Below are 10,231 nucleotides of genomic sequence, written 5' to 3'. Positions count from 1 at the left end.
GTCAGGCCCACACCAAGCAGGGCGAAGACGAGGCCCAGCAACGCCGCGACGTCTTCGAGCAACACGACCGGAAGCTCGGGGGCTTTAGCGCGGCGAATGAACTGAATCCAGCCCTGGGTGCCGCGCACGTGGTTCGACTCTCGCACGGCCGTACGCAACGAAAACGACTCGAGACCGATGGCAATGAGCAGCACGACAATCGGCAGCCACGCGTTCTCGAGGGGGTGTGGCTCTTGCAGCTTGCTGACGCCTTCGTAGAGCGAGAACACTCCACCGATTGAGAACAGGATGATCGCGACAACGAAGGCATAGACGTAGCGTTCGCGGCCGTAGCCGAACGGGTGCTCGCTGTCAGCGGCTTTGCGTGCGCGTCGCCCACCGAGCAGCAACAGCAGTTGGTTGCCCGCGTCGGCAACCGAGTGCACGCTTTCGGCGAGCATCGCGCTGGAGCCCGAGACCAGGAAGGCGACGAATTTGGTGACGGCGATTCCGGTGTTGGCGAGCAACGCCGCAATGATCGCCTTGGCCCCGCCGGATGCACTCATGAGAAGGCCTCGACGGGGCCGCGGCGAGAGATCACCAGAAGACGGCGAGCGCGATGTTGACGAGCGCGAGGCCGCCGGCGGTGTGGAAGAACGGCAGCAGTTCGCGGCCGCCGCCGCCGGGAGTCTTGCGCTGCTTGAGGAAGCCCAGAAGCGCGACCACGAAGATCACGACCGCGATCGTCAGCTTGACGCCGATCTTGGCGTAGTTGAGGTCGTCATCGTCGCCGCCCATTTCGGCAAGGCCCACGAGCGTCAGTCCGGTCACCAGCTGGGTGATTGCTCCGCCCAACACGACGGGAAACGCGAATTGGCCCTTCCAGCGTGCCTGCATGAGGAACGGGCCCACGATGGCGGCGAGGCCGATGAAGTGGCCGACAAGAATGACGGAGTGCAGAACGTCCACGAGTCTCTCCTAGAACGACAGTGCAACGGTGCGACACAGAACCGTGCCGCGTCACAGCGTAGTGACGACGAGCGGCAATCTCGCTAGTCCGCGCCCCGAATGACAAAGACGTCGGTCGGGGGGTTGGCATCGTCGCGCGGCGCAGCGAGCTCGGGTTCGAGAACGATGTCGGATGCGTCGGGCGCTACGTCGCGGATGCGCGCGCGAGCGACCTCGAGAATGAAGACGATGTCGGCCGTCGGAGTCGCGGGGGCGAAGCCAAGGCGAGCGGTGACCAGCACGGCTCCGTCGGCGAGCTCGTGCACCGCGACGGCGCCAACCGACTGAACACCGGCCGTCGCGATGAGCGCGTCGCGGATCGTGGACTCGGTCATGACTGCCTCCCCGTGCGCTGAACTTCGGTTGCGGACTCGCCACCAACCTACACTCGTGCCATGAGCGCAACTCTTCCGGCCATCGCAATCATCGGCACCGGTTCGATGGGCGGTGCGATCGCTCGCGGACTCCACCGAGTGCCGGAGGGTGCCGCTCAGCTGCGCGTTACCACGCGCACCGAGTCGTCGGCGGCGGCCTGGCGTGCCGAGGGCATCGAGGCGCGCGCGACCGAGCACGATACCGAGGCCAACAATTGGGCGGTGACGGATGCCCGCATCGTGGTGCTCGGCGTGAAACCCGCGCAGATCACGGCCGTGCTCGCCGAACTCGGCCCGAGCCTGCACCCCGATGCGCTCATCGTCAGCGTCGCGGCGGGCATCACGACCGAGGCCATGCAGTCGGTCGTGCCCAACCCCGTCGTGCGCGCCATGCCGAACACTCCGGCGTTGATCGGCCGTGCCGTCACGGGAATCAGTGGCGGATCGCGGGCAACGGCAGCCCACCTCGCGCTCGCTGACGACGTGTTTCGCACGGTGGGCACCGTGGTTGAGCTTCCCGAAGCGCAGATCGACGCACTCTCGACGATCAGCGGCTCGGGGCCTGCGTATCTCTTCTTGCTCGTCGAAGAATTCACCCGCGCGGCCGAGGCGATGGGCTTCGAGTCACACGTTGCGGCAGTGCTCGTGCAGCAGACCGTGATCGGTGCGGCGATGTTGCTTGATGAGACGGGCGACGACCCTGCCGAGCTCCGGCGGCGGGTTACCAGTCCGAAGGGCACGACCGAGCGCGCCATTGCCGTGCTCCAGGAGGCGCGCCTCGACGATCTCTTTGAGCGGGCCGCGCGCGCCGCCGAGGAACGCGCAAGGCAACTGGCCGCTGGCGCATAGGGCGCACATAGAGTTCGCATAGGGTCGCGGCCGAGGGTGATGCCGTTGATCCGCGAACCGTCGCGGGTCCCTGACGTAGAGGGAGCATCCCGATGGCGAAGAACGACGACATCACCCCCGAGCCGGCCGCTGACGCGACGGTGACCCCCGAACCGACTGCGACCGCCGCGCCTGCGGCGAAGCGCTCGGGCGCCCCGAAGGCACTCGCGATCACCGGCATTGCCGTGGGGTCAGTGCTGGTGCTGGGCCTGACCTTCGCGGGCGGCACGGCCCTCGGCCGCGTGTTGCCCGACGGCCCGGGTGGTCATGGCGACCAGGGCAGCGACTCGGCCATGGGCCCGCGGGGCGACCGCGGCGAGATTGCCGAGCGCATTGGCGACCGCATGGATGAACGGGCCGAGAACCGTGACCAGCGCGCCGAGAATCGTGAGGAGCGCCGCGCGCAGTTCGAGCAGTGGCTCGAAGAGCAGGGTATTGACCCCAGCACGATCCCTGGCCCGCCGATGCCGGGTGAGCCCACCGAGTAGCCCCCCACGACAGCGATCGGTTCGCGTTCTCGCCGGGGCTTCCTCCGCCTCAGTTGTCGAGCGACGCGAACCGATCGATGTCGGCTTCGGTGCCCGAGACGATGATGAGGTCGTGGTTTGAGACCACGGTCTGCTCGGTGGCATAGGTAAAGGGCTTGCCCGGGCTCTTCACGCCCACGACCGTGATGCGGTACTTCGAGCGCACCTGCGACTCGGTGAGCGAGAGCCCGCGAATGGGCTTGGGCGGGTACATCTTCACCAGCACGAAATCGTCGTCAAACTCGATGAAGTCGATCATGCGGCCCGAGAGCAAGTGCGCCACACGCTCGCCAGCTTCGGCTTCGGGATAGATCACGTGGTTGGCGCCGATGCGGGCCAAGATCTTGCCGTGCGATTGACTGATCGCCTTCGACCAAATCTGCGGAATCTTGAGGTCAACGAGGTTCGCCGTGATCAGCACACTTGACTCGATCGATGAGCCGGTCGCGACAACGGCGATGCTGAACTCGTCGGCGCCGATCTGGCGCAGGGCATCCAGAGACCGCGCGTCGGCTTGCACCGCGTGGGTGACGCGCTCGGCCCACTTCTGCACGAGGTTGGGGTCGTCGTCGACCGCCAGAACCTCGCGCCCGAGGCGCTGCAGTTGACCAGCGGTCGCCGCCCCGAAGCGCCCGAGGCCGATCACGAGCACGGGAGCGTCGTGGCGAATTCTCTCAACCAACGATGGGCCTCTCTTCTGGGCGCCGGAATAGCTGCCGACGCTGGCTGGCGGCGAGGGCCGCGGCGAGGGTCACTGTACCAACGCGCCCTGCCCACATGGTGGCCGCAAGCACATACTTCGCCGCGTCAGGAAGATCGTTGCTCGTGAGCCCGGTCGAGAGACCACACGTCGCGAACGCCGAGATGACGTCAAACAGCACGAAATCGAGGGGGGCCTTGGTGATGTGCAGCACGATGACCGTCGAGGTCGCGACGATCGTGGCGCCCCACAGCACGACGCTCACCGAGAGCCTCAAGACGTCGTTCGGGATGCGACGCTCGAAGGCCTCCATGTCGTCGACGCCGCGTGCCTCGGCGACGGCGGCGAAGAACAGCACCGCGAGCGTCGTCACTTTGATGCCACCGGCGGTGGATGCTGAGCCGCCGCCCACGAACATGAGCATGTCGAGCACGAGCAGGGTCGAGCCGTTCATCTCGCCGATGTCGACCGTGCTGAGCCCGCCCGAGCGCGACATGATCGACGTAAACAGCGCGGTCATGGGCCGCGTGACGCCGTCTTGGCCGCCGAGCGTCGCGGAGTTCTGCCATTCCAAGAAGCCGATGGCGAGCGCCCCGACGCCAATGAGAATGAGCGTGGTGATGAGCGTCACACGCGCGTGCAGGGTGAGTCGCGCGCGCGTGCGCAGCCAGCGGGCGAGCGCGAAGATGACCGGAAAGCCGATGGCGCCGAGAAACACGGCGATCGAGAGAACCGAGAGCATCCACGGGTCGCTCGCGAAGCGCTCCATGCCGGGCGTGAACGGAACGAAGCCCGTGTTGGTGAAGGCCGAGAGGGCGAGATAGAAGCCCTGCCAAATGGCCGACCACGGGTCGAAGCCCTCGATGAGCAAGCGCGGCACGATGAGCGCGGTGATGACGAGCTCGATGACAATGGCGCTCGCGGCAACGGTGAACAGCAGGCCGCCGATTTCGCCGAGGCGAACCGCTTGCGACTCGGCAACGGGTCGTGCGTGCACGCGCGCGGCATTCGTGTCGCTCGCCGCGATGAGCTTGGCGCGCAGCCCGATGCGTCGAGCCGCGATGAGGCCCAGGATGCTCGCCATGGTCAGCACGCCGATGCCACCGATCTGCATCGCGAGAATGATCACGATGTTGCCGAAGGGTGACCAATAGGTCGCCATGTCGACGGTCGCGAGCCCGGTCACGCACACGGCCGACACTGCGGTGAACAGCGCGTCGGCAAGGGGCGCGCTTGAGCCGACTCCCGCTTTGGCGATCGGCAACGTCAAGAGCAGCGTCGTGATGAGAATGAGCGCCGTGAAGATGACGATCGCGAATCGCGCGGGAGACGCGGTGAACGAGTCGGTAAACGCCACCCACGCGCGAGCGAAGGGGTTCGCCTGGCCGTCGCGCCGGTTGCCGCGAATGCGGTTCGTTGTAGACATCGGGGCTCCTCACCGGCCAACGGACCGCCCCTGATGGTACTCCCGGCCGGGGCTGACTAGCCTGGTGGCATGGCCGACATCTTCGACGTGATCGCCGACGCCACCCGTCGGGAACTGTTGCAGCACTTGCTTGACGCTTCTTTGCGGGGTGAGGGTGTCGCAGGGGAGTTGAGCGTGAGCGAACTCGTCGACCGCATGGACGCGACGCAGCCGACGGTGTCAAAGCACCTCAAGGTGTTGCGCGATCACGGACTCGTCACCGTGCGCGACGAAGGTCAGCACCGCTACTACACCGTCGACTCGGCGCCCCTCGAAGAGGTTGAAGACTGGATCATTCCCTTTCTCAGTGCCGACTTCGACCCCGACAACGATGGCTCTCCCGTTTTCGCCGCGTGGGCCGGCGCCAACGTGGCGGGCGCGGGCAGCTCGGTCGGGCGTGTTGCCGCCGATGCCTCGCACCAAGCGCGCACGATCATCGAGGGAGCGCAAGAGAAACTGCACGACGTGCAAGAGGCCGTGAGCAAGCGGCTGCCGTGGAAGAACCAAGACTGACGAGGCGTCACCCCCCTTTTCGGGCGTCTTTACACGAGTCACACCAGCCCCTACTCTGAACTTCGTGCACACGCGCCACGAGGGTGCTGTGCGCGTGAACGACAGGATGACTGCCCATGACCCGCGATCTGTCTGACGTGCGGTTTCTCACCGTTGCCGAGGTAGCCGACATGATGCGCGTCTCAACGATGACCGTGTACCGCATGGTGCACGCCGGCGAGTTGCCCGCGATTCGCTTTGGGCGCAGCTTCCGCATCCCCGAATCGGCCGTTGTTGCGGCCATCGAGATGCCCGTCGCCGACGTCGGCTAGACTCGGTCGGTACATGACACGGTCCTGAACGGGCCGTTGCTCCCGTTCAGTCGACGATCAGAGGATTTTCCATGGGTTCTGTCATCAAGAAGCGCCGCAAGCGGATGGCGAAGAAGAAGCACCGCAAGCTGCTGCGCAAGACGCGTCACCAGCGTCGCAACAAGAAGTAGGGCATCGGCCCCATACGAAGCGCCCGGCCACTTGGTCGGGCGCTTTCGTCTTTCTGCTGGGTTTACTGGTGCAGGGCTTATGCCTGCGGGGGCGTGCTCTCGCCATCGCGACGACGGCGACGGGATGACCGCGGCCGGTCGCGCATCACGGGCCAGCCGCGCGCCTGCGCGTAGCGGGCAAGCGCGGCGTCGGGGTTCACGACTTGCTGGTGGCCCACGAGCTCCAGCAGGGGGATGTCGTTGCGCGAGTCGCTGTAGGCCCAGCAGTCGGCGAGCTCGGCGCCCTTCTCGGCGGCGAGTCGGGCGGCCGCCTCGGCCTTGTGCGGGCCGTGCATGACCGAGCCAACGAGCGCGCCCGTGAAGACGCCGTCGACGCTCTCGATGTGCGTGCCCATGGCGCCCGTGAGCCCGAGCCGCTCGGCGATGACGCGCGCGCACGCGTGCGGTGTCGCCGTGATGACCCACACTTCGTGACCCTGAGCGATGTGATCGTGGGCCCGCGCGACGACCTGCTCGTGCAAGAGCCCCACGAGCGACGAGTCATACGTTTCTTCGGCGATCTCATCGAGCTCGGCGACCGAGTGGCCGGCGATGAGTTCGAGAGCGCGATCGCGCACCGCGAGCTGGTGCTGGTGGTTTTCGCCGACGGAGGTGAATCGGGCCTGTTGCCAGGCAAAGCGTGTGAGGTCGCGCCAGCCGAGGTGTCCCCGCTTCCAGGCCGTGCGACCGAGGTAGTAGACGCTCGCGCCACGCAGCAGAGTGTTGTCCACGTCGAAGAACGCGATCACGGGGGCGGAGGCGGGAGCGCGCCCGGCGGGGCCGGCGTCGCTGACGGGGGTGGACATCCCCTCCAGCATAGGCACCTGCCTATGCTGGGGTCGTGCCCCCCGCCGCCGTGCCCTCCATCACCCTGACTCTGATCGGCAAGCCGGGCTGTCACTTGTGTGATGACGCCCGCGAGGTCGTCACCACGGTGCTTGCCGGGCGCGACGCGGTGCAGTTCGACGAGCGGTCGATTCTCGACGACCCCGAGTTGCACGATCGCTACTGGGACGAAATTCCGGTCGTGCTCATCGACGGTGACGTACACACCATTTATCGCGTGGATGCCGAGCGCTTGCAGGCGGCGCTCGCCGAGAGGGGGCACTGATGTGCGGACGCTATGCCAACACCAAGAGTGGCGAAGAGCTGGGGCAGTACTTCGAAGCCGATGAGGTCGACGACGTCGCGATGCCCCCGAGCTGGAACATTTCGCCCACGCAGCAGGTGCCGATTGTCGTCGACCGGGTGCCGAAAGACGACCCCGAGGGGATGCCCTCCCGCCTGGTCACGACAGCGCGCTGGTCACTCGTGCCGCGGTGGAGCCCCGAGCTCACCTCGAAGTACCCCACCTTCAATGCGCGTAGCGAGACCGTGAGCGAGAAGAACACGTTCAAGGGCGCGCTCGTAAAGTCGCGCGCGATCTTGCCCGCCGATGGTTACTACGAGTGGCACACCGTCGGCACGACCAAGACCCCGCACTTCATCACCGACCCCGAGGCGGGCGAGCTCGCGATGGCCGCCCTCTATTCGTGGTGGCGAGCTCCGTTTGCTGAGGGGGCGGAGCCCACGCCGTGGGTGCTCACGGCCACGATGCTGACGCGGGATTCCGTGGGGCCGACGGCGAGCATCCACGATCGGGCGCCGGTGATGCTACCGCGCGAGGTGTGGGATGAATGGCTTGACCCGACGGTCGAGGGCGATCAGTCGCTCGTCGACATGGTGGTGGCCGAGAGCGAGCAGGTGCTCGAGCGGCTTGAGCTGTACCCGGTTGCTCCATTGCGGGGCGACGGTCCGCACCTCATCGAACCGGTCTAACCGTGCGTTAGCACTGCCCCCACTGGCCGAGCCCCTGCGACTGGGCCTCGCGCTCGGCAATCACGAAGTCGTCGTAGTAGCGGTCGTTGGGCTCAACGACAAGGGCCTCGGCGTAGCCCTGGGCGACGAGTTCGTAGTTGATAAACGTGCCGTCGGTCGTGAAGAGGTACATGAGTTCGCGGTCGTATTGGTCGCGCGGGTCGCGGTCATAGGCGTAGCTCAGCGTGCTGCCGCGCGGCGCCAAGGCCGCGAGCGCATCTTCGGCCTCGGGGCCGAAGCACTCGACGTCGGGGTACACCTCCGGGGTGTCGATGCCCACGAGTCGCACGCGCAATTCGACGCCGTCGACCTCGAGCCGCAGCGTGTCGCCATCGGTGATGCCCACGACGGTGCCGGTTCCCTCGGCCGACGCTGCGGGAACTCCCGGTTGCAGTGGCACGCTGGGCTCGCCGGTCTGCAGGCAGCCGTCGATCGAGCCGAGCAGGCCCACGAGAGCGAGGGCGGCGAGCGGACGCAGGGTGGCGGCAATCATGCTGTGAGGCTACCGGGCGCCCCCTGACACGTCGCGCGCGCGGGGTTAGGCTGGCGAACGCCGACCGGTTGAGCGGCCCGGCAGCGAAGGAGCAGCATGGCACGCGCATCGTCGCCCTCACCCGGCATTGACCCTCGCTACCCCGAAGCGTTTCAACGCGGGGGCGCCGCGACAGGCCCTGTCGTTGACGGAGCCAGCGCGGTGCGCACGCACGCGGCGTCGCGCCCCGCGCCCGCGTCGGCCCCGGGGGTGCGCGACAGCCTCAGCGATACCCCCGCGAGAAACGATCGGGTGACGGATGCGCAGCTCGACGTCCCCGCCGACCGCCAGCACTTCGAACTCATCGTCGCGGGCAACCCGTGGCTGAGGTCTCTCTGGATCGTCGGAGCCGTCGCGACTCTCGCCGGCTTCGCGCTGACGGTCTATGCCGAGTTCGCGTTTAGCGTGCCGCCCGCCTCGGGAATCTACGACCCCAGTGTCTACGTCGTGCCGCGTATTGCCGATGCCGCGGCGCTGCCGCTCGTCATCGCCGGCGTCATCGCGCTCGTCGCGGCGACGGCCCTGCGCATCGTCGCCTGGCGGCCGTCGCGCGTGACCGAGGTCAGTCCCGAATAAGCGCCCTAACGCTGGCAGCTCGGGCAGAACCACGTGATGCGCTCGGAGAGCGCATCGTCTCCCAGTAATCCCCGTTCGACGGTCGTGCCACAGCGGCGACACGGGCGACCGTCGCGGTGGGCAACCCACAGGCGTTCGCCGCGACGGGTGTTGCCCGTGGTCGTGCGCTCGTCGCGGTCGCGGTTGGCACGAATGAGCCGCACACCGAGATCGAGTGCGGCGGCAGCATCCACCTCACCGGTCGGGGTTTCGGGCCGCACGCCGCGCAAGAAGAGCAACTCGTTGCGGTAGTCGTTGCCGAAGCCGGCAACGATGCGCTGGTCGAGCAGGGCGAGACCGATGGGCCTCTCGGGGTCGGCGGTGAGACGGCGCAGCGCCTCGTCGCGGTCAAAGTCGTCGCGCAAGGGGTCGGGGCCCAGGTAGCCGATCACCTCGTCTTCGGCATCACGGGCAACGAGCTCGAGCACTCCGAGTGCGAAGCCCACGGCTTGCCACGGCGTGCCCTCGCTCGCGGTCGTTTCGAGCACCATGCGCGCTTCGAAGGCGGGGCGGCGCCAGCGCTCGCCGCGGCGCATGACGTGCCACGCGCCCTCCATCTTGAGGTGCGAGTGCACCGAGACGTCGCCGATGCGCATGAGCAAGTGCTTGCCGTAGGCCACGACCTCGTCGACGCGTTCACCGCTGAGGTTGGCCGTCGCGAAGCGCGGCACGCGCACATCGCTGCGCAGCACGGTCTGCCCCGCGAGCGCGGCGTGCAGTCGCGCCGCCGCGCGGTGAACGGTGTCGCCTTCGGGCATCGATCGCTCCTAGATCCGAATGCGCAGGCCCTGCGGCGTCGCGACAAAGCCCGCAGCCTGCAGAGCCTCGGCCAGCGGCGTGCCAAAAACGCTCGCACCATTGACGCGTTCGACGCGCAGCGACCGCAGGCGCGCGCGCACGACCGCTGCGAGTTCGACGGCCGCGGCCTCGAGCACGGCGGGCTCATCGGTGAAGGTGAGCACGCTCTTGCCCCCGCGTTCGAGGTAGAGCGCGAGGTGCCCGTCGACGAGAGCGACGAGAGCTCCGGCTTTGCGTCCTGGCCGGTGCGCGGTCGACCCCGCGGCGGCGTCGGGCTGACTCGCCGGCCACGAGAGGGCCGCACCGAAGGGGTTGGCCGGGTCGGTTGCGGCGAGAACGATGGGTGCCAGGGCGGGGGCCGCATCCGCGTCTCGACCATAGGTGCGCACGCGGTCGATCGTGGCGGGGGTCGCGAACTGGGCCGCGCCGAGGCCCTCAACGATGTAGCCGCGGCG

The 10,231-nt window shown here is 67.5% G+C and carries 16 protein-coding genes and 1 pseudogene; 8 read left to right on the top strand and 9 right to left on the bottom strand.

What is annotated here, in order from left to right:
• From SFU54_RS09200 to SFU54_RS09190, 3 genes are all read right to left on the bottom strand, one after another.
• A partial coding sequence (locus tag SFU54_RS09200; RefSeq protein ID WP_319015980.1) for a cation transporter occupies positions 1-545 on the bottom strand: 545 nt, incomplete at its 3' end.
• Between the two features lie 31 nt (positions 546-576).
• The gene (locus SFU54_RS09195; protein ID WP_319015979.1) at positions 577-948 is read right to left on the bottom strand and encodes a hypothetical protein; all 372 of its coding nucleotides are present in this window, start codon (positions 946-948) and stop codon (positions 577-579) included.
• Positions 949-1,031: 83 nt separating this feature from the next.
• A complete protein-coding gene (locus SFU54_RS09190) occupies positions 1,032-1,322 on the bottom strand; it encodes a hypothetical protein (protein ID WP_319015978.1) in 291 nt (96 codons plus the stop codon).
• Positions 1,323-1,382: 60 nt separating this feature from the next.
• Between SFU54_RS09190 and proC the strand changes: the two genes are divergently transcribed.
• Positions 1,383-2,210 (top strand): pyrroline-5-carboxylate reductase, encoded by an 828-nt coding sequence (proC, locus tag SFU54_RS09185; RefSeq protein ID WP_319015977.1) that lies wholly within the window; start codon positions 1,383-1,385, stop codon positions 2,208-2,210.
• 92 nt (positions 2,211-2,302) lie between these two features.
• A complete protein-coding gene (locus tag SFU54_RS09180; protein WP_319015976.1) occupies positions 2,303-2,737 on the top strand; it encodes a hypothetical protein in 435 nt (144 codons plus the stop codon).
• A gap of 49 nt (positions 2,738-2,786) precedes the next feature.
• On the opposite strand, the gene SFU54_RS09175 is transcribed toward SFU54_RS09180, so the two are convergent.
• Together SFU54_RS09175 and SFU54_RS09170 are read right to left on the bottom strand one after the other, a co-directional pair.
• Positions 2,787-3,458, bottom strand: a complete 672-nt coding sequence (locus SFU54_RS09175; protein ID WP_319015975.1) for a TrkA family potassium uptake protein — start codon at positions 3,456-3,458, stop codon at positions 2,787-2,789.
• A complete protein-coding gene (locus SFU54_RS09170) occupies positions 3,451-4,902 on the bottom strand; it encodes a TrkH family potassium uptake protein (RefSeq protein ID WP_319015974.1) in 1,452 nt (483 codons plus the stop codon). The genes SFU54_RS09175 and SFU54_RS09170 overlap by 8 nt, the downstream gene beginning before the upstream one ends.
• Positions 4,903-4,971: 69 nt before the next feature.
• Here SFU54_RS09170 and SFU54_RS09165 point away from each other — a divergent pair, with 69 nt between their 5' ends.
• From SFU54_RS09165 to SFU54_RS09155, 3 genes are all read left to right on the top strand, one after another.
• Positions 4,972-5,454: a metalloregulator ArsR/SmtB family transcription factor gene (locus SFU54_RS09165; protein WP_319015973.1), complete on the top strand. Its 483-nt coding sequence runs from the start codon at positions 4,972-4,974 to the stop codon at positions 5,452-5,454.
• Between the two features lie 116 nt (positions 5,455-5,570).
• Positions 5,571-5,765, top strand: coding sequence for a helix-turn-helix domain-containing protein (locus tag SFU54_RS09160; protein ID WP_319015972.1), 195 nt, complete (start codon positions 5,571-5,573; stop codon positions 5,763-5,765).
• 71 nt (positions 5,766-5,836) lie between these two features.
• Positions 5,837-5,935 carry a 30S ribosomal protein bS22 gene (locus SFU54_RS09155; protein ID WP_003792170.1) on the top strand — a complete coding sequence of 33 codons (99 nt, stop codon included), beginning with the start codon at positions 5,837-5,839 and terminating at the stop codon, positions 5,933-5,935.
• Positions 5,936-6,012: 77 nt separating this feature from the next.
• On the opposite strand, the gene SFU54_RS09150 is transcribed toward SFU54_RS09155, so the two are convergent.
• Positions 6,013-6,780, bottom strand: a complete 768-nt coding sequence (locus SFU54_RS09150) for an HAD-IB family hydrolase (RefSeq protein WP_319015971.1) — start codon at positions 6,778-6,780, stop codon at positions 6,013-6,015.
• 35 nt (positions 6,781-6,815) lie between these two features.
• Here SFU54_RS09150 and SFU54_RS09145 point away from each other — a divergent pair, with 35 nt between their 5' ends.
• Positions 6,816-7,085: a glutaredoxin family protein gene (locus tag SFU54_RS09145; protein ID WP_413466595.1), complete on the top strand. Its 270-nt coding sequence runs from the start codon at positions 6,816-6,818 to the stop codon at positions 7,083-7,085.
• Positions 7,085-7,792, top strand: coding sequence for an SOS response-associated peptidase (locus SFU54_RS09140; RefSeq protein ID WP_319015970.1), 708 nt, complete (start codon positions 7,085-7,087; stop codon positions 7,790-7,792). Before SFU54_RS09145 ends, SFU54_RS09140 begins: the two co-directional genes overlap by 1 nt.
• Positions 7,793-7,799: 7 nt before the next feature.
• On the opposite strand, the gene SFU54_RS09135 is transcribed toward SFU54_RS09140, so the two are convergent.
• The gene (locus SFU54_RS09135; RefSeq protein ID WP_319015969.1) at positions 7,800-8,324 is read right to left on the bottom strand and encodes a thermonuclease family protein; all 525 of its coding nucleotides are present in this window, start codon (positions 8,322-8,324) and stop codon (positions 7,800-7,802) included.
• A 96-nt stretch (positions 8,325-8,420) separates the two neighbouring features.
• Here SFU54_RS09135 and SFU54_RS09130 point away from each other — a divergent pair, with 96 nt between their 5' ends.
• On the top strand, positions 8,421-8,939 hold the full coding sequence (locus SFU54_RS09130; protein ID WP_319015968.1) for a hypothetical protein: 519 nt from the start codon (positions 8,421-8,423) through the stop codon (positions 8,937-8,939).
• 5 nt (positions 8,940-8,944) lie between these two features.
• Here SFU54_RS09130 and SFU54_RS09125 read toward each other — a convergent pair whose 3' ends face one another.
• Both SFU54_RS09125 and SFU54_RS09120 read right to left on the bottom strand, forming a co-directional pair.
• Positions 8,945-9,736: a DNA-formamidopyrimidine glycosylase family protein gene (locus SFU54_RS09125; RefSeq protein ID WP_319015967.1), complete on the bottom strand. Its 792-nt coding sequence runs from the start codon at positions 9,734-9,736 to the stop codon at positions 8,945-8,947.
• A gap of 9 nt (positions 9,737-9,745) precedes the next feature.
• A pseudogene (locus SFU54_RS09120) lies at positions 9,746-10,231 on the bottom strand (ATP-dependent helicase); the annotation flags it as partial.

It is taken from the genome of Microcella sp. (genome assembly GCF_033763155.1).
In the GTDB taxonomy this organism is placed as follows: domain Bacteria; phylum Actinomycetota; class Actinomycetes; order Actinomycetales; family Microbacteriaceae; genus Microcella.
The sequence above is the reverse complement of the archived record's forward strand: the minus strand, read 5'-3'. Positions and strand labels throughout refer to the sequence as shown.

Bases quoted from the DNA above. Each gene is read 5' to 3' on its own strand.
- SFU54_RS09180 (WP_319015976.1), top strand. From the start codon at position 2,303: ATGGCGAAGAACGACGACATCACCCCCGAGCCGGCCGCTGACGCGACG.
- SFU54_RS09190 (WP_319015978.1), bottom strand. From the start codon at position 1,322: ATGACCGAGTCCACGATCCGCGACGCGCTCATCGCGACGGCCGGTGTT.
- SFU54_RS09150 (WP_319015971.1), bottom strand. From the start codon at position 6,780: ATGTCCACCCCCGTCAGCGACGCCGGCCCCGCCGGGCGCGCTCCCGCC.
- SFU54_RS09130 (WP_319015968.1), top strand. From the start codon at position 8,421: ATGGCACGCGCATCGTCGCCCTCACCCGGCATTGACCCTCGCTACCCC.
- SFU54_RS09170 (WP_319015974.1), bottom strand. From the start codon at position 4,902: ATGTCTACAACGAACCGCATTCGCGGCAACCGGCGCGACGGCCAGGCG.
- SFU54_RS09160 (WP_319015972.1), top strand. From the start codon at position 5,571: ATGACCCGCGATCTGTCTGACGTGCGGTTTCTCACCGTTGCCGAGGTA.
- SFU54_RS09165 (WP_319015973.1), top strand. From the start codon at position 4,972: ATGGCCGACATCTTCGACGTGATCGCCGACGCCACCCGTCGGGAACTG.
- SFU54_RS09140 (WP_319015970.1), top strand. From the start codon at position 7,085: ATGTGCGGACGCTATGCCAACACCAAGAGTGGCGAAGAGCTGGGGCAG.
- SFU54_RS09155 (WP_003792170.1), top strand. From the start codon at position 5,837: ATGGGTTCTGTCATCAAGAAGCGCCGCAAGCGGATGGCGAAGAAGAAG.
- proC (WP_319015977.1), top strand. From the start codon at position 1,383: ATGAGCGCAACTCTTCCGGCCATCGCAATCATCGGCACCGGTTCGATG.
- SFU54_RS09135 (WP_319015969.1), bottom strand. From the start codon at position 8,324: ATGATTGCCGCCACCCTGCGTCCGCTCGCCGCCCTCGCTCTCGTGGGC.
- SFU54_RS09125 (WP_319015967.1), bottom strand. From the start codon at position 9,736: ATGCCCGAAGGCGACACCGTTCACCGCGCGGCGGCGCGACTGCACGCC.